Raw genomic sequence first — 21,627 nt, forward strand, 5'->3', positions numbered from 1 at the left:
GGCCGGGTCATCACATGCGTCCCCGATGGTCGGTCACCGGGCAGCGCGGGTCGGGCGCGGTGGAGGCCCACGTGTCGCGAACCCAGCCGTGCGCCGGATCGTCACAGAAGGCCATGGATCGCTCGGGCGCCGGGCCCGCCAGGACGTTCAGGTAATACATCGGGTAGCCCGGTGCAGCCACACACGGCCCGTGATAGCCGCGCGGGATCAGAAATACGTCGCCGTCCCGCACCGCGACGTTCTCGTCGAGCTCGCCGTCGATGGTGTAGGTGCGATGCAGGCCGAATCCCTCCCGGGAAGGGGTGATCTCGTCCCGTCCAGCGATGCGGAAGTAGTAGATCTCCTCGTTGACCACCTCGCACTCGCTCACCTCGTCGTGCTTGTGCGGCGGATAGGAGGACCAGTTGCCGTCCGGGGTGAGGAGTTCACAGGCGTTGAGTTTGTCGGCGTGCTCCCACACTCCGGGTGTACCGAAATTCGTGACCTGCCGCGTCGCCCCGCCCGCACCGCGAACCTCCACCGGAACATCCTCGGCCGCACCGTATTTCGGGGACAGCCGCCGCTCGCAGCGAGCCATCGGCAGCGCGATCTCCGCACCGGCCTGGGAGGTGAGCTCCACCTCGGCCTCGCGCGGGACGTACGCGAAATCGGTGACGCGGGCGAAAACCGTCTCCCGGCCGGTCAATTCGAAGCTCTCGCCGTCCACCCGAACGGTGCAGCCACCGCTGAGTGGAAGGACGAACGCCTCGTATTCGCCGGTGTGTACCGTCCGCGACTCCCCCGCAGACAGCTTCAACACCCGCAGACCGGCGTAGGTCCATCCAGCGTCCTCGGCGGTCAGCAGGACCGGATCGTGGCCGTCGGCGAGCGTGCCTGAGGGCCGGTGCAATCGGCTCATCGGGCAGCCCTCCCGGAGACGATTCGGGACCGCCCGCCGGGCAGCCCCGGCCACGAACAGGTCCGGCCCGAGGCAGTGGTGGACAGCAGGACGGGATCGCCTCCGTCGGCGAATGTTCCGATCGGCCGGTGCAGAATGCTCATCGCGCCTCCGTCAGGATTCGTGCGGCGGCGTCGACCGCGCCCGCGACATCGCCGTCGGGTGGATACAACAGACTGCGACCGACCACGAGACCGCGCGAAACCTCGTGTCGCAGTGCACCTCCCCAGGCAGCCAGATCCGCCGCCGAATCGCCGGAGGGGGCACCGCCCAGCATGAGCACCGGCAGCGTGGTGGCGTCGAGTACCGAGATATCCTCCGGCGCGGGGATTTTCAGCCAGGTGTAGGCGGAGGTGACACCGAGGCCCGACGCGACGGTGATCGCCCGCTGCAGCGAGGCCGAATCCTTGTGCATCACCAGCGATCCGGACTCGTCGCGATGGTAGGGCAGCGGTTCCACCATTGCCATCAGGCCGTGCGCGGCCAGTTCGGAGACCGCTCGGGCGCACGCTTGCAGTGTCGGGATGGTGCGCGGGTCCGAATCCACCAGTCGCAGCAGCATTTTCCCGCCGTCCAGGCCGAACTCGACCAGCGATCGGGCATCGTATCCGGTGAACCGATCCTCGATCTCCCAGTCCGCACCAGCCAGGCCGCCGCGATTCATCGAGCCGATGACGACCTTGTTGTGCAGCGCGTCCAGCAGCAGCAATTCCTCCACCACGTCCGGGGAGCCGAGCACGCCGTCCACCGCCGGATTGTCCAGCGCGATCAGCAAACGCTCGAGCAGGGTGCGCCGATCGGCCATGGCGGTGCGGTCCGAACCGACCCCGAGCGCGCCGCGGGCCGGATGGTCCGCCGCGACCAGGAACAGCGTGCCCTGCTCGGACAGCAGCCGCTCGCGCCGACGCCGCCCGGCGTAGGCACGCGCGACCGCTGCGGGTTCGGTGCTGCGCACGTGCAACAGCTCACGCCAGCGTTCGTCGGTCAGGTACACCGCATCTCCTCATACGATCTCCTCCGCGCGCCGTCCTCGGCGCAGCAGTTCATCGATCTCCGCACTCGTGGGCATGGCGTCCGCGCAGGCCAGCCGCGAAGCCACCAGGGCCCCGGCGGCATTGGCGTATTCCGCGGCCCGCCGCGGATCCCAGCCCGCGAGCAGTCCGTGCGCCAGCGCGCCGCCGAAGCCGTCGCCGGCGCCGAGTCCGCACACCACCTCGACCCGACACGGCGGCACGGTCCACCGATGTCCCGTCGCATCGGCGACGAACACCCCGTCCGCACCGCATTTGATCACCGCCAGTTCGACCCCGCGCTCGACTAGCCGATCGGCGGCCACACCCGGATCGTCGGTCCCGACCGCGACCCGCACCTCGGTTCTGTTGCCCACCACCACATTCACGTGATCGAGCAGCGCACCGATCGCACGCCCGGCGGTCATCGCATCGGGCCAGAACATCGGCCGATAGTCCAGATCGAGCACGGTATGTCCCCGCCGCGCACGCTGTTCGAGCACCCGATGCTGGGTGCTGCGTGCGGGTTCGGCGCAGACGCCGGTCCCGGTCACCCACAGCAGCGGCACGGATTCGACGACGTCCCAAGGGATATCGTCCTCGGTCAGGGTCAGATCCGGCGCGATCGGGGCACGATAGAACAGCAACGGCGGATCGGCGGGCGGATTCAACTCGCAGAACACCACGGGCGTCAGCAGATCCGCGGAGGTGGCCACATATCGCGCCGAAACCCCGAACTCCCCCAACGCGGTTCGCACATACTCCCCAAACCCGTCCGCCCCGACCTTGGTCACCACCGCACTGCGCCGCCCCATCCGCGCCGCGGCCACGGCGACGTTGGTCGCGGTGCCTCCCAACGATTTCGCGAACGTGCGCACCTGAGCCAGCGGAACCCCGCTCTGCTCCGGATACAGATCCACCCCGACGCGGCCGACGGTCAGGACCTCGAGTTCGCTCATGCTGTGTTCACCGGGCATGAGCGGGGGGCCTGCGTGGTGACGCTCCGCTGCCGCCTTCGGCCCTGACCCGCTCATTCCACCACCCGCTCCAATTCGTGTTGCAGCGCAGCGAGTTCCGCTCCCCCGGCCATCTGGCGGGTCAGCTCGGGCAGGTCGATCTCGGACTTCTCGTACGAGCCCAGCACCGCGCCGCGTTTGAGCAGCAGGAACCGGTCGCCGACGGGATAGGCGTGATGCGGATTGTGAGTGATCAGCACGACCCCGAGGCCGCGATCGCGCGCCTGGACCACGTAGCGCAGCACGACCCCGGCCTGTTTCACACCCAGCGCGGCGGTCGGCTCGTCCAGAATGAGCACCTTCGCGCCGTAGTGCACCGCTCGCGCGATCGCCACGCACTGCCGCTGCCCGCCGGACAGGGTGCCGACCGGCTGCTCCAGATCCCGGATCTCGATTCCCATATCCGACAAAGCCTTCCGGGCGATCTCCCGGCTCCGGTCGCGATCCAGGAAGCGCAGCGGCCCGATCCCGAAGGTCGGCTCCGAGCCCAGCACGAAATTGCGCCACACGCTCATCAGCGGGACCACCGCCAGATCCTGGTACACCGTGGCGATTCCACGATCGAGCGCCGCACGCGGAGAGACGAACCGGGTCGCCTCCCCCTCGACGCGCAGCTCACCCGCGTCGTGCTGATGTACGCCGGCCAGAATCTTGATCAGCGTGGACTTTCCCGCACCGTTGTCACCCAGCACGCAGGTGACCTCGCCGGCGTTCACCACCATGGACACGTCCTCGAGCGCGACCACCCCGCCGTAACTCTTGGTCACGCCGACGGTTTCGATGAGCGTGGTTGCCCCGGACGTCGCGGTCATCGCCGAATCCTCTCCGCGCGCTTGCTGAATGCGTTGTTGACCAGGACCGCCGCGAGTAGCAGCACGCCGAGGAACAACATGAACCAGTCGTCGTTCCAGCGAGCGAATACGATGCCCTGCCTGGCCATCCCGAAGATCAGCGCACCCAGGGCCGCACCGATCACCGACCCGAATCCACCGGTCAGCAGGCAGCCGCCCACCACGGCGGCGATGATGAACTGAAGTTCCAGTCCCACACCCTGATTGGCCTGCACGCTGCCGAACCGCAGAATGCTGCACGAGCCGACCACCCACCCGGCGAAGCCGGTCCCCATGAACAGCAGGATCTTCGTGCGCACCGCGGGCACGCCGACGGCGCGGGCACTGGGCAGCGAACCACCCACCGCGAACGTCCAGTTGCCGAATCGCGTGCGCAGCAACAGGATCGAGCCCAGAACGGCCAGCAGGATCCACCACACCACCGACGCCTGGATGCGGGTGCTGCCCAGATCGATCGTGGAGGCGAAAACCGCACCGGCCGAGGCGTATCCGGCCGCACCGCGAATCCCGGCGACCTGCACTGTGTCGGTGACCAGCCGGGTAACACCGAGATTCAGGCCCTGCAACGCGAGGAACGTACCGAGCGTCACGATGAAACTCGGCAGTCCCGTGCGCATCACGACCCACCCGTTGAACGCGCCCACGGCCAGCGCGAACACCAGCGAGGCCAGCAGCGCGAACCACACGTTCCAGCCCGCGTGCACGGCCAGCAGCGCGGTGACCAGCGAGGTCGAAGCGGTCATCACCCCCGCCGACAGATCGAATTCGCCGCCGATCATCAGCAGCGCCACCGCGACCGCCATGATCCCCAACGTCGAGGAGTCGTCGAGCCAGTTCGCGATGCCCAGCGGGCTCAGGAACCGGTCGGTGATGACGCTGAAGAACACGAACACCAGCAGCGCGCCGAGCAGTGCCCCGATCTCGGGCCGCACGATCGCGCGTTGCAGCAGCGTGGGGCCCGAGGTCGTGTCCGGCGCACCGGCCTGTGCGGAGGACGAGTCCGATGACGTTGCGGTGGTACTCAATTCATCGCCTCTCAGCGCGTGCCCTGCGACACCAGCGTCGCGATCGCGTCGACATTGTCCTTGTCCACGAAGGCCGGACCCGTCTGCACCGGCGCGCCGCCGCCGACGGTGTTGCGATTGGACTTGTACAGCTGCAACATCACGATCGGCAGATAGCCCTGCTCGTACTGCTGCTGATCAATGGCGAACAGCAGTTTGCCGGATTTGATGGCGTCCACTACCTCACTGTTCAGATCGAACGTCGCGACCTGCGCGGTCGAACCGGATTCCCCGGCCGCGGCCACGGCCCGCGCCGCCACCTGCGAATTGAGCGTCAGCACCGCGTCGATGGAGTGATCGGCGTCGAGCGCTCCTTTGATCCGGGACTGGGCGTCGGTCGGATTGTTGATATCGACCTGCAGCGTGGTCGCGCTGCCGCCGAAGCCCTTCGTCGCGCCGTCGCACCGCTGGTTGTCGCCGATGTTCCCGGCCTCGTGAATCACGCAGAGCAGCTTGTGTTTTCCGGCTGCGGCCAAGCGCTTGCCCGCCCCCTCGCCGGCGGACTCCTCGCTCTGCCCGACATGACCGATCGCCCCGACGCTCGCGCTCTGCGCCTCACCGGAGTTGATCGTGACCACGGGAATGCCTGCGGCGACGGCCTTCTGGATCGAGGGACGCAGCGCATCGGGATTGGCCATCGAGACCACCAGCCCGCCGACCCCTTGAGCGACAGCGTTGTCGATGAGTTTGGCCTGCTGGGTCGGATCGCCGGAGGACTGGTAGTCGACCTTGACACCGAGCTGCTTACCCGCGGCGGCCGCGCCGTTCTTCACCACGTTCCAGAACGCATCACCCGCACTGCCGTGTGTGACAACGGAGACCGAGGTCAATGTGCCTGTCGGACCGGCCGTCTGGGTCGTTGTGTTCTCGGCGGCAGGTCCACTGCACGCGGCCAGCACCGCGGCCGTGGCGAACCAGGGCAGCACGCGCCGCCAACGTGTTCGGACGGTGCGGGCCGAGGCGGACTTCGTTGTCATCTTCTCTCCTAATCGATCCGGAATGAGCCGGGGCCTGCGTGGTTACACCCCTGCTGCCCTGATTCGCTCATTCCTGGGTCCGGCGGAACCCAATGCCGCGCCGATATTTTCGAGTCGGCGCAGACTCCGTTCGGTATCCCGGCTGGGCCCGGCCGCGGTGTCGTCCGCGGCCAACGCCGTATCCTGTTCGAGCACGTACCAGCCTCGGTAGCCGCCCGCGTGGGCGCAGCGCACCAGCGTCTCGATGTCCACGTCGCCGTCGCCCAGCGGCACGAACAGGCCTTGGCGCACCGCCGCGCTGTATTCGATTGCACCGCAGCGGATCCGTTCGGCGAGATCGGCCCGCACGTCCTTGAGGTGGATGTGCCCGATCCGATCGGCGTGCCGCCGAGCCAAGGCCACCGGATCCGTCCCGCCGATCAGCAGATGTCCGGTGTCCAAGCACAATTCGAGGTCCGAATCGGCGAGCAGGCGCTCGACCTCCGCACCGGTCTCCACGAGTGTGCCCACATGCGGGTGCAGGACCGTGCGCAGGCCGTATCCGGCGGCGATATCGCGAATGCCGGTGGCCGTGTCGATCAGGGTGCGCCACTGGTGCTCATCGAGCTGCGGACGGGTGTCGTATCCCTCGTCCCCGGTCGCCGCCGCGAGTACCAGCACCTCGGCCCCGGCCGCGGCGAACAGTTCGGCGCTGGCGCGGGCGGCGGTGCGAGCAGCCGGTGGATCCCGGTGCAGGGCCAGGGCCAGGAATCCGCCGATCGCGGCGATCCGGTAGGGCGCCAACAGTTCCCGGAGCCGGTCCGGCTCGACGGGCAGATATCCCGGCGGCCCGAATTCGGTGGCGGTGAGGCCGAGCGCGGCCATCTCCGACAACACGGTCGAGGCGGGCAGCACATGCCCCCAGCCCGGCACCTCGCACACGCCCCACGAGATCGGCGCGGCGGCGATCCGCAGCGGATGCATTGGTTCGGTCATAGCCTGCTCCGGCCTGTCGGTGCACGGTGCGCGCTCGGCGTCATTGGAGCGCTCCAATAATGTAACCTGTGTCACGATAGTGTCAAGAGGTCGCCGTACCGCGTTTCCACCGGATCTACCTCGGAGAATATGCCCCAGCCAGGCGAATCCGGGAAAATCTCGGTGGCGCGAATGTCCGATTGGAGCGCTCTATTGCTCGGTGCGTTGCCGCGCGGTACCGTCGGCGCACAGGTTCCGCCGAACGTCCGGGAAGAGGACACGATGCAGCGACCGACGATGCAGGACGTCGCCGCTCGGGCGGGCGTCTCGCGCGCCCTGGTCTCGCTCGTGATGCGCGATTCGCCGAAGGTCAGCCAGCACCGCCGCCGCGCGGTCCTGGCCGCGGCCGCCGAACTCGGCTATCGGCCGCACACCATGGCCCGCTCGCTGGCCAGCCGGACCTCCAATATCGTCGGCGTCCTGGTTTCCGATCTGCACAACGCGTTCTTCGCCGACGTGGTGGAGGCCATGGACGGCGCGGCGCAGCAGGCCGGACTCGAGCTGATCCTCAACACCGGCCGCCGCAGCCCCGCCCGCGAACGCACCGCACTGAGCAGTCTGCTGGCCTTCCATCCGGGCGGAATCATCCTGCTCTCACCGGTTCTCGCGGCGGCGGCGATCCGCGAGGCGTCCACGCAGTGCCCGGTGGTGCTGGTCTCGCGCAGCTCGTCGGCGGCGGAGGTGGACACCGTCGACGACGACGGCGAGACGGGATCCGCACTGGCCGTGGATCATCTGGTCGCCCTGGGGCATCGGCGCATCGTGCACTTCGACGGCGGCGCGGCCTTCAGTGCGACGCCGCGACGCAAGGGATACGTTGCGGCCATGCATCGGCACGGCCTCGAACCCCTGGTCGTGCCGAGCGAGCACACCGACGAAGCGGGGATCGCGGCCGTGCGCAAACTCCTGACGGTGTTCTCCCCCAACAACTTTCCTACCGCCCTGGTGTGCGGCAACGACTTCAACGCCGTGGGCGCGATGTCGGCGCTGGAGGATGCGGGATTGCGTGTACCGCAGGACGTCTCGGTGGTCGGCTACGACAACTCCTCGCTGGCCGCACTGCGACACGTCGCGCTGACCACCGTCGACCAGCCGCGCACCGAGATCGGCCGTCTCGCGATCGAAGCGCTCGCACAACGTCTGCACGCCGACCGTACCGACCCGGTCCGGCGACGCGTGCAGCCCTCGCTGATCGTCCGCGCGACCACGGCCGCACCCGCCGATTGACCACCGACGCCGGTCGTGGCGAGTCCACCCGACGCGCACGACCCGCCCCGAAAGGAGAACGCACCCATGACAATCCGGATCGGTCTGGCCGGAACCGGCCGCATCGGCGTCGCCCATGCGGAGATCCTGCGCAATCTGCCCGAGGTGGACCAGGTCGTCGTGGCCGATGCCGAGCCCGAACGCGCCCGCAGCACCGCGGCGAAACTGGGCATCGAATTCGCCCCCGACATCGAGAGCCTGTTCGCCTCGGACCTCACCGGTGTCGTGATCACGACCGCCACGGACTCGCATCCCGAACTCATCACCGCGGCGGTCGATCTGGGTATCCCGGTCTTCTGTGAGAAGCCGGTCGCAGCGGATATCGCGGGGACGCTCGCGGTGATCGAACGTCTCGAGCATTCGAGCGTCCCGGTGCAGATCGGTTTCCAACGCCGTTTCGACGCCGGATACCGGGCCGCCCGCGCCGCGGTCGCCTCCGGCGAACTCGGCCGCCTGCACACCCTGCGCGCCACCACCCTGGACCCGGCTCCCCCACCGGCCGAGTACATTCCGCGCTCGGGCGGGTTGTTCCGGGATTGCGGCGTGCACGATTTCGACATCATCCGCTGGGTCTCGGGCCGCGAGATCACCGAGGTGTCGGTGCTGGGCGCGAACCGCGGCGAGCAGTTCTTCCGCGACGCCGGTGACGTGGACACCGCCGCGATCCTGCTGCGCCTGGACGACGACACCCTGGCGACGGTCTCACTGGGCCGCTACAACGGCGCGGGCTACGACGTGCGCCTCGACGTCCTGGGGTCGCGTGCCAACGCCATTGTGGGCCTGGATGATCGGGCCCCGCTGCGCTCGGTCGAGCCGGACTATCCACCGCCGCTGTTCCCCGCCTATCCCGGTTTCATGGAACGCTTCCGCCGCGCCTACATCGAGGAACTGACCGTCTTCACCGCGGTGGCCACCGGCGAGGCCGAAAGCCCTTGCGGCCCACGCGATGCCCTCGAGGCGTTCTACGTCGCGGAGGCATGTGAGTTGTCCCGCGAGCGAAACAGCACGGTGTCGGTCACCGAGGTGCGTTGACGCGGCTCACCCGACGACGTGCAGATACTCCCCGTAGAACAACATCAGCCCGATGGCGCAGGCGCCCGCGCCCAATATCCAGAACCGGATGATGACCGTCGTCTCGGCCCATTTGCTCAGTTCGAAATGATGATGGAACGGGGCCATCTTGAACAGTCGGCTGCGCGTGGTGCGGAAGACCACGATCTGTAGCAACACCGAGGCAATCTCGGCGACGAACAGCGCGCCGATCACGACGGTCAGCAACTCGGTCCGGGTGGTGATGGACAGCCCGGCCAGCATTCCGCCCAGCGCCAACGATCCGGTATCCCCCATGAAGATCCTGGCCGGTGCGGCATTCCACCACAGGAATCCGACGCAGGCCGCCACCCCGGCCGCGCACACCACGGCCAGATCGAGCGGATCGCGCACGTCGTAACAGCCGATCTGGGGCCGGGTGGCGCAGGAGTTGATGTATTGCCACGACGTCACCACCACGTACGCGCCCAGCGCCAGGCCGACCGATCCGGCGGCCAGCCCGTCCAGCCCGTCGGTGATGTTCACCGCGTTCGACCAGGCCACCACCAGAAAGCTCACGACCGCCAGGAAGGCGATGAGACTGAAGGAGACGGTGTCGATATCGCGCACATAGGACACGTGCTCACTGGCCGGAGTCAGCCCGGTACTGCTCGGAAAACGTAGCGCCAGCACGCCGAAGATCAGCGCGGCGGCGATCTGCCCGATGAACTTCCCGGCCGCGGTGAGCCCGAGATTGCGTCTTCGGCGGACCTTGAGCAGATCGTCGATGAATCCGACCGCGCCCAACGCCGTGGACAGCCCCAGCACCAGCAGGCCCGAGGCCGATATGCCCGGCGGGTGGTCGCTCACTCCGATCAGGTGCGCACCCAGATATCCCGCCCACATGCCGACCAGGATGGCGATGCCACCCATCGTCGGCGTGCCGCGTTTGGCCTGGTGACTGGCCGGACCCTCGGCACGGATCTCCTGGCCGACCTCGCTCTTGGTGAACCACTTGATCAGCAAGGGCGTCAACGTGATCGAGACCGCGAGCGCGATCATGGCCGCGAAGAGGACCTGGTTCATGCGCTCCCGTACCACCGATCACCACCGCCGAGGGCTCCGACGGATTGCACCGATGGTAGCCATGTCGGGTTCCGCGCGCTGTTTCCCCGCCGGAACGACGCAAGATCGAAACGAGCGGCAGCATAACCGCTTCCGGAACACCTCACCCGACACACGTTGCGCGCAGCCCGAATTCCCGGGCACGACCACCTCATACCGCGGCGAACGGCTCCCCGCGCTCGAGGTACAGCATGCCGCCGTCGTGATAGGCCGCGTACGCCTGCCGCAGGCGGCTCGCCAGCCGCGGCACCGCGTAATCCTCCACCGATTCGATGGGCGCCCACTCCCAGCGATCCAGTTCGCTGTCCTGCAACACGATGGCCGATTCGTCGCCGAGCTCACCGCAGTCGAATACGAACAGCAGCCGGTCGGTACCGTCGTGCGGTGCCCAATCACAGACCAGCAGGCGCCGGGGCGGACGCGCGAGGCCGAGTTCCTCGGCGATCTCCCGTCGGCACGCCTCCACCGGGGCCTCGCTCACGTCCACGAATCCGCCGGGGATGTCCCAGCCGTCGCCGTAGGTCTTGTGCACCAGCAGTACCGACTCCTCGCGCACGAACAGCGCTCCGGCGGCCAGCCATGGTCGGGCGAAAACTTCAGGGGTATAACTGGTTTGCTCAAACGAGGCATTCATGCCGCCCACCGACCTCACCAGCCCGCACGATGCGAGACTTCATTCCGGATCCGAACATTCGCCGAACACGATCTCACACCGACACCGCCTCGCGCCCGGCATCCGAACAGGACAGCGTGGCAGGCGAAGGCTGTTCATCTGGGACGCACCGGGTTTCATGGGTATCGATAGGCATGCATAATTACCCCGCCGCCTGGCAATTCTGATATCGATGACCCATGGCGAACGATGCGCTCGAGCCCGAGTACCGATTCAAGTGCTACAACGTGTCGGGTCTGGGTACCATCACGCCGCTCCTGGTCGCGGAGACGACGCTCTGCGGCCTGTACGTCCTGCACTTCGGGGACGGTGAGGCGTATGTGGGCCAGTCCGTCAACGTGGCGGCCAGATTCTCCGCGCACGCCCGGATGTGGAACGACATCGAGACGATCGATTTCGCGCCCTGGCCGGTCGAGGACCTCGATTTCGCCGAGCGTCACCTGATCTCCCTGCTCGAGCAGACCACCGAACTGCGCAACAAGCAGTGGGTCTATCTCGCCGGTGACGACGACGACGAATTCGTCCCGGTCGAGCACGCACGCTCGATCGTGCTGCCCTGGGACCGCGGATCACGCACCACGGTGGAAGCCGGAACCGCCGGCGAGCAACGACACCGCTACTGGGAGTTGCACCGGCACAACGACTATCCCGCACTGCGTGCCGCCATCGCGCTGTACATCAACGAGACCATTCCCGATCCGGTGAACACCCAGCGCTACCTGTGGAACATTTCCGCGCTGCCGACCCGTTCACGAGGCGGGCGCCGGCTGATGACGTTGCGCTGCGGCGCCCTGGAGACGTTGTTCGTCTCGGAGAGCAAACTCGACGACGGCAGTCTCTACACCACGATCCGGATGAACGTCGACATCCCGAAGGGGATGAGCGACGAGGACCTGACCATCGAGAGCGATCTGTTCCACGCCCTACCCGGCACCTATCGCAATCAGCGCGTCTGGTCGTGGGTCTTCGGTCTGTACGACCTGATCGAGGAGGACATCAACGTCGACTCGGTCACCGGCGGCTACGACTTCTTCGACCTCGCGTACGGCCTGAACATCCGGATGATGCGCCGCGGCATCTCCCGCTACGCCCGCAACCACAATCAGGATCTGGCCAACGACGTACTGACCGAGGCATACCGCCAGCAAATGGATTTCGGCGGGGAGACCTGATCCCGCCGATCAGCCCGGAACCTGCCCGAATCCGACACCATCCACGACCGATCCGGTCGTTCACCAACGTCGCATCGGCGGGAGCCCGGATCGCCCTCAGTGGATCCGGTACAGATCGCTGTGCCGGGGATGGGGCTGAGGCTCGGTGAACAGGTACTTCACGCGGCACCGCAGGCATATCGGCTGCGCCCGGTGATGCTTGTTGATCATCCACCGGTCACAGTTGACACAGTTCGTGGAGGTCGGCGGGTCGGACAGCTCGGACCAGCCGATCAGCAGCCCCACGATCACCAGGATCAAGACGATCACCGGCAGTACGAAAGCCAGAATGTCCAATGTCATGGGCTCAACTCCTTCTACAAATATCGTACTACGATACTTATATGTCGTGACCCGATACAAGGGCGGTACGGTGTGAACAATCAGTCAATCGCACCGACCGGTACGCGATATGAGGGAATTGGAACCGGCATGCCCAAGCTGACATCGCGTGACTACAGCACGCTCCTACACTTCCGCACCGCCCTACGCCGCTTCGAGCGCTGGAGCGAGGAACGCGCCAAACAGGTAGGCCTCACCCCCGCCCAACACCAACTCCTGCTCGCGATCACCGGCCACACCGACCACCAAGGCCCCACCATCGGCGAGGTCGCCGACTACCTCACCGTCCGCCACCACAGCGCCGTCGGCCTGGTGGACCGCGCGGTGGATGCCGGTCTGGTGGAACGTATTCGGGATCCGCAGGACTCACGCGTAGTGCGTCTGATCGCCACCGCGTTGGGTGAGGAGCGGATCGAGGCGCTCAGCGAGTTGCACCTCGCCGAGCTGGGGCGGCTCACACCGCTTCTCGACCATTTGACTGCGAGCCTGCCCATTCCGGGGGTTCCGGCCGAGGGGTGAGGTTCGGCCTTACGCGGCCTGATACCAGCGAATAACCGACCCCGACAAGGCCGGTCGGCGCCATCAGCACCCCATCACCATGACCGCGATCGCACTGAGCCCCTTCGCCGAGACCGTCCCATCAACAAGGTTGTCCCCAAGCAGACCGCCCCACCCACCACACCGATCCGCGACGAAACACCTAATGTCCCGCGCCCGGCATCGTTGCGGTGCAACAACATCACCGCAACGACGACGAAAGCCCTGATCCCAGTAGATCCCGATGGCGAGCAAGTAGCAGTCCTGCGGATCCGCGATGTAGCCGAATGCCCGAACCCACCACAGCCGACAGGATGGCCAGCACACTCGCAGTCGCCACGATCAACCATCCTGCTGAGCCGAACCTTCATGTCGCTCTTAATCACTCACGCAACGCATCGCTTCTCAGCTTGCCCTGGAAGTGAATCCGCCGGACGGTGATCGATCCTCGGCTCCCCATCACCCACGGGGTAGCCACGCCACCGTTCTTGGTCGAAACCGATCCTCGCAGCACGGGCTAAACGAGTCCCTATGGCTCGCATAGGGTCCGCGTAGTCAGGTATGGGCTACTTCACCGTTATGAGCTGATCAGCGATTTCCTTTCGCTGGCCTGGCGGTACCCGGAGGTAGGCCGCCCACGCGCGGTCGAGCTCGGTAGCACCGCGGCGACCCCGCTCCATCCACCGGAGAAAGCGACGCAGTTCCCCTGGCCCGAGCTCGCGTGCCGCGGCGACCGCCTCCTTCACGTCTATAGGCGCGTCGCCGCGACCCGCCCGGCATCGCTTGCACTCGGTGATGAGTACTTCTGTCTCGCGTCCGTCGGCACCGCTGACTGTGCGCCGGGAAACTGCGAGAACCGCAGTCATCACCACGTCGTCGGGATAGGGCTCGCCACCCGCGATACCGCACAGCGTGCACATGAAGCTGTCTCGTGCGAGCACAGCTTGGCGATCCTTGTTTGAGATCGCCTTCTGCGGCGCAGCGGCTCGGCGCGCCTTCGGATCCCAGACGGCAATGCCTGCCTTAACGAACCGCTGGTCCTCGGCAAACAGTGACGCATCCTCAGTGTTCGAGTACACGACCCATCCATAGTCACGAAGGTCCCGGATACGGCGGTCAACCTGCGAGACGCCGGGGAATGCATCGCGGAGCTGATTCTTCGTGAAGGTATTGCCCTCGCCGACCACTTGCAGGAGCCAGAGTGCCCCGCGGATCATAGTTCCTGCTGAAAACGCTGGATCATCCCACACTGGCTGTTCCACGATCGGCTCCTCCCTTATGCACCGACGCCACCTTACCGATTCCTGGCGATGTTCCGGCCCCATTTGTAATGTTGCTGTTGCACCGGTTCCAGGCTCAATTTTTCCAAAGGAGCGCCCATGCCAGACTTCGGCATTCCTCCCAAAGGGGAGGAGATCAACGCTGTTATCAGCCAGCGCCTTAAGCAAGCGATGGCTGAAGATGGCGCGAAGGTCACGATCGACTGGCGCGGCGAACCGCGACATCTGTACGTGATCTCAATGCCGGTCGACATGCTCTACTTCAACCCGGACACTCACCGCATCCGCGCTCAGCGGACTCTCGACCCAGTGCGAAACAGGGCCATAGACGAAGACCCCTGGGGGCAGGTAGCCCAGGAGTACCTCCACGACCTGCTCAGACAGAGGCCGGCGAATCCGGACCAGACCGACCCCGACTACACGGCCCTGATGGACGAGTTGGACGACGTCGGCCAGCGTGAGCCCGGCATCGTGAGCCCGCACGGGATCTTGGTCGACGGCAACACCCGGGCTGCAGCGTTGATCGACCTCGGCGAGCAGAACATCAGGGTCGGTGTCCTCCCCGCTGACACTTCGCGCCAGGACATCAACAACGTCGAGCTGTCTCTCCAGCTCCGAAAGGACCGCCGACGCGACTACTCCTATATCAACCGTCTGATCGCTATCGACGAGGAGCTCGGTCGCGGTCGCTCCGAGGCCGACGTCGCCAAGGACTTCAACATCAAGCTTGCGACCCTGCAGCGTGATCGCTGGGTCTACAAACTGATCCTCGATGCCATCGATCGCAGCAAGACTGACGATGATGCGTCACTGCGGCTGATCGACTTCGAGCAGCATCAGGAGAAGCTGCGAGAGCTCCACCGCGACTACACCAAGCTGGCCACGACGGACCCCGATGCTGCGAAGCGCCTGATGCAGTCACGACTGGCCATGGTGCTTCTCGACTACCCTAAGACGTCCTTGCGTCTCGCTGAGGCGGACTTCCACACGCGGTACCTCGCGAGCCGCCTCCCTGAAGACCTCAAGCCCATAGTGCCCGCCTCGAAACCGGTCTCGGTGCTGGGCATTCCAGGGGCAACCCTGCCGAGCGAGAGCAGTGACTCAGCGGCCGCCGAAGCTCTGACGAACCGGCTGCTGCGAGCAAAGGCCGTGTCCCTCGATGGCAACAGTGCCACCCCTGAAGAGGTCGCAGAGGCGTCGGCGACGATGAGAAAGGCACGCGAGACATTCAACGTCGCGGTGAAGCTCGCCGGGCAGAACGCCGAACTGGTGAAGCGACAGACAGCCGTACCAGAGCGCCTGACCGACGCCGCAGACTACGTGACCCAGTGCGCGAACGAGTTCGCCGAGGCGAAGGCCAAGCGCGCCCTGGACGAAGAGGCGTTCGACGATGCTCTCATCGTGCTCCGCGACAGCCTCGAAAGCCTGGCCCGGCAGGCAGGACGCACGTTCCCAGCACCAGGGGAAGGCGTAGCCTGGCTCCTCGAGGCGGTCCGGTCCAGGTGATGGCGGATGAAGGTCCGAGCCTCTCGATCGGCCTCGCAGCCGAGGTGACGCGCGCACGGCTGATTGCTCGGCCTGGCCTGGAAGATGATCTTCGCCGACTGGCGGTCAGTTTCCAGACGAGCACCCAGCGTTCGCCGAGCAGCATCGAGATCGAGCTCGACGATCTCCTGACGAATCTTGAGGCCCTCAATAGCTGGCCGCACAAGGCGGACGGCGAGGTGATCTGGGACGCGCAGTTGCAGGCGCTTGTGGTCGACTCGCTCCGGGACGCCCAGACGGTTTCCGACAGACTTAACATCGCGGACACACCAGGGGCGGTCAGTCCTGAGTCAGTCCCCGACCTCCTCAGCCCAGGTTGGACCGGTGACCTCACATCGTTCCAGCGTCGAGACATCGCTAAGCTGCTGTCGCTGCGGCACGGAGCGAACTTTTCCGTCCCCGGCGCCGGCAAGACAAGGGTGGGGCTAGCCGTGTTCCATGCGCTACGCCGCCAGGAGGGCATAGAGCGGCTGCTCATCGTCGGACCCAAGTCAAGTTACGGTGCGTGGCAGGACGAGAACACCGAATGCCTGCAGCCCCCCCTGTCCATGGAGATCGCTGATGGTGTCACGCCGGGTACCTCGGAGGCGATCATCGTCAACTACGAGCGCCTCCCGAACCTGGTCAGCTCCCTCGGCCGCTGGCTGACGGAGCAACCATCGATGATCATCCTCGACGAGGCCCACCGGATGAAGCTCGGGGCAGACGGGGCGTATGGCGCGGCGTGCCTTGCACTTGGTCCCCGCAGTCGGCGGCGGCTAATCCTGACCGGCACCCCGGCTCCAAACGGGGTCAGAGACTTGGAGAATCTCTTCGGGTTCGTGTGGCCTGGGACCGGCCGCCAGAGCGTTCTCCGGGCGGTCAATGGCGGCGATCTCGCCGAGGCTAGCCGAGCGCTCAGGCCACTCTTCGCCAGGACAACCAAGGGTGAGCTTGATCTACCGCCGGTGCAGACGACCCTTCGGACTATCCCACTCCCACCTCTGCACGCCGAGATCTACGAGGCCCTCCTCGGCCAGTTCTCCGCTCGTGCATCAGGATCCGAGGGCGACTTCCAGGCCCTCGGCCGAATCCTGATCTACATGCTGATGGCTGCAACCAGTCCGGCTCTCCTCGCAGTCGGGACCACCCGGTATGAGCCGCTTGCGTATCAGGTGCCGCCGCTTTCTGTGCCGGAGCGATCCTCGCTGTATCAGCTGATGCAGGACCTGCCGGCGTACGAGATGTCGCCGAAGTACCAGGAAGTACTCGCGATCGTCCGTGAGAACGCCGCACAAGGGCGAAAGACTCTCGTGTGGTCGACTTTCATCCGCAGCCTCAACACCCTGCAGCGAGTTCTGTCGCAGTTTGATCCTGCCATGGTGCACGGCGGAACCCCGGACCGTGAGGAGCAGGTCCTGCGGTTCCGGACCGACCAGGGCTGCATGGTCCTGCTGTCCAACCCCGCAACGCTCGGCGAAGGGATCAGCCTGCATCACGAGTGCCATGACGCCGTGTACGTGGATCGCGATTTTGCTGCAGGCCGCTTCCTACAGAGCCTTGACCGCATTCACCGCCTCGGACTCAGGCACGACATCACGACTCGCATCACAGTTCTGGTCTCGGAGGGCACCATCGATGAGCAGGTCGCGAAAAGGCTCGCGGACAAGCTGACGTTCATGGGCGGAATCCTCGATGATCCGGCGGTGCAGCAGCTCGCCGATCTTGATCAAGAGCCCGCAGTCGGCGGGGGTCTCGACCGAGCCGACCTTCAGGCGCTGATGGGACACCTGCGTGCGTCTTCCACCTGAGCCGGTCCTGCTCGCCGCTAAGCGCTGGCTGGAGATTCTACCGTCGAGCGGCGGCATTCCTCGCGCCCAGGCCCTGCTGACGACCCACACGCAGTACAGCGACCTGACACCCACCCAGTACGCGACCGCGCTCACCTGGTTACGCGACCTGGCGCTCCTAGCGAATGTGAGGTCCACGATCCCAGCAGCCGACCTGATACTTAGCACGATCTTTGAAAAGGCAGCTCCACCCTGGGTGCAGGATGCTGACGAGCTCGTTAAATCACCCGACGAGTTGCCCTCCGATATAGTCTCGGCCGGAGAAGTGCTGGGCATCGATGCAAACGGGGTATTCGAGCAACTCGTCGCCAGCTGGGGCAAGGTCGACGCCGAAGCTCGCAAGCGGGTGGGTACTGCCGGCGAAGCAGCGCTCGTCACCCTGCTCAGGGACGGTACTGACGGCCGCGTCGACCATGTGTCGACCTGGTCGGATGGGTTCGGCTATGACATCGCCTTCGCCCAGGGATCGGTGTCCGCTCACCTGGAAGTGAAGAGCACATTGCGGCTCGGCCGGTTCACCGCTTACCTGTCGCGGCACGAGTACAGCGTGATGCTCCGCGATGACCAGTGGGTACTCGTTACCGTGCGCCTGACCGCTGACCTCAAGATCATCAGCGTCGGCTCTGTGCCTAGCGACTGGATCGCTGAAAATGTGCCATGCGATTCTGGCCCGTTTGGGAGCTGGGCGTCGTGCAAGCTTGAGATCCCCGCCGAGGTCATCGACGACGGGATACCGCAGCTCGGCGAAGATGTTGCACGCCGACTCCCATCTTGGTGACGCACCGCAGGGCCTTTCCCGCAGCGATGAGCTCTCACCAAACCGTCTGTCGGTTTCACGCAGAGCACCGAGGACCTCCTGGACGCAAAAGGCCAGATGGTCCCAGAAATCAAGGTTCCGACCCCGGACGACCATCCAGGTAAGGGACCGGCTTCAGTGCCTGACTAGGGAAAGACTGATCATTTCTGACGGTCGACGCGCAGCAGTCGGATACGATGCGCACGCTAGCTTGATACTTAAACCATCGACACGAAGGACCCGTTGGCATGGAAAGGGACAGCGCAGAAGACGTCGACAGCCAGGCGGAGTTGGACACGATCGACGACCAAAACGCCTGGCGGCCGCCGACGGGCGGGCCAGTTTCATGGCTCGACGATGCGTCACAGGAACAGGACGATGACCTGTCAGTTATTGAATACGATATCGTTTCCTCTCCAAATGACTGGAACTTCGCAACTCTAGTTAACTTTATCGAATCAGGCGCATTAAAGGTACCCGCTTTCCAAAGGAATTTCGTCTGGGACAAAAAGCGAGCCTCCAAGTTGATAGAGTCTCTGCTAATCGGCCTCCCCGTCCCTCAAGTCTTCTTATACGAAGAGAGTCGAAACAATTTTATTGTCATCGATGGCCAGCAACGTCTGCTTACTTTATACTTCTTCGCAAAGGGAAGATTCCCACTTCCAAAGATTAGAGGATTACTTCGGCCAAGCCTTAGCTCAGGAAAGATAGATGCATCCCTTCTGGAAGACAGCACCCTGTTCACAGATTTCAGTCTGACTCTCCCAAAGTCAGCGAGCGGACAGCCGAATCGCTACCATGGCCTCTCATACGTGAACCTGGGCGAAGAAAAGATTGTCCTCGACCTTCGAACCATGAGAAATGTAGTCGTAAAGCAGATGAGCCCAGCCGGCGATTCAGCTATGTACGAAATATTCAGCCGCCTGAACACAGGCGGCGTAAACCTGACACCCCAGGAAATTCGAGCCAGCCTCTATCATTCCTATCTCATCGACTCGGTATTGGAGCTGAACACCCAGAATGAATGGCGAGAATTGGTTGGCCAGCCAATACCTGACCCTCGTATGCGAGACACCGAGTTCTTGCTCCGCAGTCTAGCTCTAGCACGAAAGCTTGATAGCTTCGGCGGTTCGATGACAGCCTTTGTGAATGCCTTCTGCGAAGAAGTCAAAGCATTCTCGGCTCCGCAGGCAGACGCCGCCATATCAGATCTTCGAGCTTTCTTTTCCATTTTCCCTCAAGGGACGACAGAAATATTCGATCGGGCAGGTAAGTTCAGCGGCGTCTTGTTTGAGAGCTTCTTTGCAGGATGGGTCCGCCAAGGGAAACCTACACTCGCGCCGCAGGACGCAGTCCGCGCCGTCAGGCGTGTAAAGTCTGATGACAGGTTCGCTAAATCGCTACATCAAGGGTCTACGAAATCTAATAATATTAAAGATCGCATAAGACTTGCTGAAGAAGAAATCAAGGCGCTAATATGACCGAGCCGGGGGTTGATCACGAAAAAACCGGGGCGGTCGGGTCTCTCTATGGAGACTATCTCGGCTTGGTGGATGACCTAAGGGACCGAAGCCCATCAGGACTGGCAGCATTGAATCGCACTTTTCACAAGGTCATACTGGTAGCGGCCGCCAGCAGCCTTGAGGATCAGGTAAAGAACGTCGTAGAGTCCCTCTTCTGCAACCATGGAAGAAACGAGCTTGGGGCTTTTATACAGAAGCGGGTAATGGCCAGAGGATACCATCAGCTCTTCGATTGGGACAACGAAAAGGCAAAGCCGTTCTTCAGCAGCTTCGGCAAAACCTGTGGTGAATTATTTGATCAAAAAAGAAAGAGAGACGATACATTCGAAAAACAGCATTACGCATTTATGCGGTTAGGGAATCTGAGAAATCAGCTCGTCCATAGAGATTATGCAACATACACCTTAGACGAAACTCCAGAGGAATTGTTTAAATTCTATTGCTCAGCTATTCATTTCCCAGGAAGATTCGAAGAAATTATCTTTGCGAGCACCGGAGTTTGAGTTCGGTGAGCACGAACCAATCTCCCAAAAACCGATTGAGGTTGTTGAAAGTCTAGGACGACGCTGACCGTAACTGTCTACCACTCAGGGCGATCAGGCATCCGGTTTGATCAAGTAACCAGTTCCTAGGCTTGGCAGTATCGGCATCAACCTGTCCGATGCCGATACGGGGCGCAGCCCATGATGCTCTTGCCTCAGTCCAGCTCCCACTTCCGGCTAGAAACCCAGAGTCAGAAGTTCGTTGGACAGGGTCTGTGAGGGCTAACGTCTCGGGCAGCCTTTCCGGATTCGTCGGCGGCACAACAGATTCTATCCCGGCGGTGATTCGGTTCGTCCAGCAGCCCGGACACGTAGGCGGCCAGCTCCACGCTTGCTGCGCCATGGGCATCCGCTGAGTTGGGACCCTGCTCCCAGCCCAGCTTGTTCTTCTTGCTCGGCTTCCAGCCAAGCAGCTCTATCCTGAACGGCGCGCCCACGATTGACGAATCTAGCGCGTATGCTGCGTCTGGCGATCAACCTCGACCTCATCCCATATGATCGCTCACATGTTCGGGTCGGTCCTTCTCCAGCGCTCTGGTAACGGCAGCCACAGCAGCCTCCAGATGTTCGTGCTCCCAGAGGCGAACGACACGCCAGCCGCCAGCAATCAGGGCATCGTTCGACGCACGATCTCGTTCGATGTTCCGCTGAAGCTTCGGCGTCCAGTACCACTCGTTGGTGGCTGGTTGACTACCATGTTCGGGGCAAACATGCCAGAAGCAGCCGTCCACGAAAACGGCGACCTTGCGGGCCGTGAAAACGATGTCCGGACGGACCTTCATGGAGCCGAGATCGAGCCTGAGGTCCTTGCGGTATCGATACCCCATGCGATGCAGCGCGCTTCGCAGCGCAACTTCAGGCTTAGTGTCGGAGCGGCGATTGGCCCGCATGTTCCGCGAACGGCCCTCGTTGAGCGGGGCCGGGTATACCCCGCGTTCGTGGGCCTTCCTCCGCGCTTCTTCCAGTACGCTCTCCGCCACCACTGTCCCCGTTCGAGGCGAGCACATGTCGTGCGGAAAGATACTCCCGCACGCACAGGCACTCAAGTCAGACTTCCCTA

22 protein-coding genes are annotated in these 21,627 nt (G+C 64.2%); 9 read left to right on the forward strand and 13 right to left on the reverse strand.

All coding sequences use genetic code 11. The features are described 5' to 3' along the window. Nucleotides 1–10 precede the first annotated feature (10 nt). The 8 genes from iolB to K7711_RS07470 all read right to left on the reverse strand — a co-directional run bounded on the left by iolB (nucleotide 11) and on the right by K7711_RS07470 (nucleotide 6,830). Nucleotides 11–898, reverse strand: coding sequence for a 5-deoxy-glucuronate isomerase (iolB, locus tag K7711_RS07435; protein WP_222965966.1), 888 nt, complete (start codon nucleotides 896–898; stop codon nucleotides 11–13). Beyond that, entirely contained in the window at nucleotides 895–1,041 is a 147-nt protein-coding gene (locus tag K7711_RS07440; protein ID WP_222965968.1) for a hypothetical protein, read from the reverse strand. The genes iolB and K7711_RS07440 overlap by 4 nt, the downstream gene beginning before the upstream one ends. Beyond that, complete coding sequence (locus K7711_RS07445; RefSeq protein WP_308014520.1) at nucleotides 1,038–1,931, reverse strand: Cgl0159 family (beta/alpha)8-fold protein; 894 nt, start codon at nucleotides 1,929–1,931, stop codon at nucleotides 1,038–1,040. The genes K7711_RS07440 and K7711_RS07445 overlap by 4 nt, the downstream gene beginning before the upstream one ends. 9 nt (nucleotides 1,932–1,940) lie before the next feature. Then, on the reverse strand, nucleotides 1,941–2,906 hold the full coding sequence (iolC, locus tag K7711_RS07450) for a 5-dehydro-2-deoxygluconokinase (RefSeq protein ID WP_222965970.1): 966 nt from the start codon (nucleotides 2,904–2,906) through the stop codon (nucleotides 1,941–1,943). 71 nt (nucleotides 2,907–2,977) lie between these two features. Further along, a complete protein-coding gene (locus K7711_RS07455; RefSeq protein WP_222965972.1) occupies nucleotides 2,978–3,775 on the reverse strand; it encodes an ATP-binding cassette domain-containing protein in 798 nt (265 codons plus the stop codon). Further along, nucleotides 3,772–4,839 carry an ABC transporter permease gene (locus K7711_RS07460; RefSeq protein WP_222965974.1) on the reverse strand — a complete coding sequence of 356 codons (1,068 nt, stop codon included), beginning with the start codon at nucleotides 4,837–4,839 and terminating at the stop codon, nucleotides 3,772–3,774. Before K7711_RS07460 ends, K7711_RS07455 begins: the two co-directional genes overlap by 4 nt. Nucleotides 4,840–4,850: 11 nt before the next feature. After that, nucleotides 4,851–5,855 carry a sugar ABC transporter substrate-binding protein gene (locus K7711_RS07465; protein WP_222965976.1) on the reverse strand — a complete coding sequence of 335 codons (1,005 nt, stop codon included), beginning with the start codon at nucleotides 5,853–5,855 and terminating at the stop codon, nucleotides 4,851–4,853. 42 nt (nucleotides 5,856–5,897) lie between these two features. Next, nucleotides 5,898–6,830: a TIM barrel protein gene (locus K7711_RS07470; protein WP_222965978.1), complete on the reverse strand. Its 933-nt coding sequence runs from the start codon at nucleotides 6,828–6,830 to the stop codon at nucleotides 5,898–5,900. Between the two features lie 171 nt (nucleotides 6,831–7,001). Here K7711_RS07470 and K7711_RS07475 point away from each other — a divergent pair, with 171 nt between their 5' ends. Together K7711_RS07475 and K7711_RS07480 are read left to right on the forward strand one after the other, a co-directional pair. Then, nucleotides 7,002–8,096: a LacI family DNA-binding transcriptional regulator gene (locus K7711_RS07475; RefSeq protein ID WP_235746598.1), complete on the forward strand. Its 1,095-nt coding sequence runs from the start codon at nucleotides 7,002–7,004 to the stop codon at nucleotides 8,094–8,096. Nucleotides 8,097–8,162: 66 nt separating this feature from the next. Further along, the gene (locus tag K7711_RS07480) at nucleotides 8,163–9,167 is read left to right on the forward strand and encodes a Gfo/Idh/MocA family protein (protein ID WP_222965981.1); all 1,005 of its coding nucleotides are present in this window, start codon (nucleotides 8,163–8,165) and stop codon (nucleotides 9,165–9,167) included. Nucleotides 9,168–9,173: 6 nt separating this feature from the next. Here K7711_RS07480 and mraY read toward each other — a convergent pair whose 3' ends face one another. Together mraY and K7711_RS07490 are read right to left on the reverse strand one after the other, a co-directional pair. Beyond that, entirely contained in the window at nucleotides 9,174–10,250 is a 1,077-nt protein-coding gene (gene mraY / locus K7711_RS07485; protein WP_222965983.1) for a phospho-N-acetylmuramoyl-pentapeptide-transferase, read from the reverse strand. Nucleotides 10,251–10,440: 190 nt separating this feature from the next. After that, the gene (locus K7711_RS07490) at nucleotides 10,441–10,923 is read right to left on the reverse strand and encodes an NUDIX domain-containing protein (protein ID WP_222965985.1); all 483 of its coding nucleotides are present in this window, start codon (nucleotides 10,921–10,923) and stop codon (nucleotides 10,441–10,443) included. A 218-nt stretch (nucleotides 10,924–11,141) separates the two neighbouring features. On the opposite strand from K7711_RS07490, the gene K7711_RS07495 reads away from it, so the two are divergent. Beyond that, the gene (locus K7711_RS07495) at nucleotides 11,142–12,134 is read left to right on the forward strand and encodes a GIY-YIG nuclease family protein (RefSeq protein ID WP_222965987.1); all 993 of its coding nucleotides are present in this window, start codon (nucleotides 11,142–11,144) and stop codon (nucleotides 12,132–12,134) included. A 96-nt stretch (nucleotides 12,135–12,230) separates the two neighbouring features. Here the strand turns inward: K7711_RS07495 and K7711_RS07500 are convergent, their stop codons facing one another. Beyond that, entirely contained in the window at nucleotides 12,231–12,476 is a 246-nt protein-coding gene (locus K7711_RS07500) for a hypothetical protein (RefSeq protein WP_222965989.1), read from the reverse strand. 129 nt (nucleotides 12,477–12,605) lie between these two features. On the opposite strand from K7711_RS07500, the gene K7711_RS07505 reads away from it, so the two are divergent. Beyond that, nucleotides 12,606–13,034 (forward strand): MarR family winged helix-turn-helix transcriptional regulator, encoded by a 429-nt coding sequence (locus K7711_RS07505; protein ID WP_222965991.1) that lies wholly within the window; start codon nucleotides 12,606–12,608, stop codon nucleotides 13,032–13,034. 584 nt (nucleotides 13,035–13,618) lie between these two features. Here K7711_RS07505 and K7711_RS07510 read toward each other — a convergent pair. Then, nucleotides 13,619–14,314, reverse strand: coding sequence for a KpnI family restriction enzyme N-terminal domain-containing protein (locus K7711_RS07510; RefSeq protein WP_222965993.1), 696 nt, complete (start codon nucleotides 14,312–14,314; stop codon nucleotides 13,619–13,621). 117 nt (nucleotides 14,315–14,431) lie between these two features. On the opposite strand from K7711_RS07510, the gene K7711_RS07515 reads away from it, so the two are divergent. From K7711_RS07515 to K7711_RS07535, 5 genes are all read left to right on the forward strand, one after another. Then, nucleotides 14,432–15,838 carry a ParB N-terminal domain-containing protein gene (locus K7711_RS07515; protein ID WP_222965995.1) on the forward strand — a complete coding sequence of 469 codons (1,407 nt, stop codon included), beginning with the start codon at nucleotides 14,432–14,434 and terminating at the stop codon, nucleotides 15,836–15,838. Further along, nucleotides 15,838–17,667, forward strand: a complete 1,830-nt coding sequence (locus tag K7711_RS07520; protein ID WP_222965997.1) for a DEAD/DEAH box helicase — start codon at nucleotides 15,838–15,840, stop codon at nucleotides 17,665–17,667. The genes K7711_RS07515 and K7711_RS07520 overlap by 1 nt, the downstream gene beginning before the upstream one ends. Further along, the gene (locus K7711_RS07525; RefSeq protein ID WP_222965999.1) at nucleotides 17,651–18,484 is read left to right on the forward strand and encodes a protein NO VEIN domain-containing protein; all 834 of its coding nucleotides are present in this window, start codon (nucleotides 17,651–17,653) and stop codon (nucleotides 18,482–18,484) included. The genes K7711_RS07520 and K7711_RS07525 overlap by 17 nt, the downstream gene beginning before the upstream one ends. A 266-nt stretch (nucleotides 18,485–18,750) precedes the next feature. After that, nucleotides 18,751–19,983 (forward strand): DUF262 domain-containing protein, encoded by a 1,233-nt coding sequence (locus K7711_RS07530; RefSeq protein ID WP_222966001.1) that lies wholly within the window; start codon nucleotides 18,751–18,753, stop codon nucleotides 19,981–19,983. After that, nucleotides 19,980–20,528, forward strand: a complete 549-nt coding sequence (locus tag K7711_RS07535) for a HEPN domain-containing protein (RefSeq protein WP_222966003.1) — start codon at nucleotides 19,980–19,982, stop codon at nucleotides 20,526–20,528. The genes K7711_RS07530 and K7711_RS07535 overlap by 4 nt, the downstream gene beginning before the upstream one ends. A gap of 524 nt (nucleotides 20,529–21,052) precedes the next feature. Here the strand turns inward: K7711_RS07535 and K7711_RS07540 are convergent. After that, nucleotides 21,053–21,547: a very short patch repair endonuclease gene (locus K7711_RS07540; RefSeq protein ID WP_372460105.1), complete on the reverse strand. Its 495-nt coding sequence runs from the start codon at nucleotides 21,545–21,547 to the stop codon at nucleotides 21,053–21,055. Nucleotides 21,548–21,627 lie beyond the last annotated feature (80 nt).

Origin of the sequence: Nocardia coffeae, from assembly GCF_019890715.1 — a bacterium.
Lineage (GTDB): Bacteria > Actinomycetota > Actinomycetes > Mycobacteriales > Mycobacteriaceae > Nocardia > Nocardia jiangxiensis.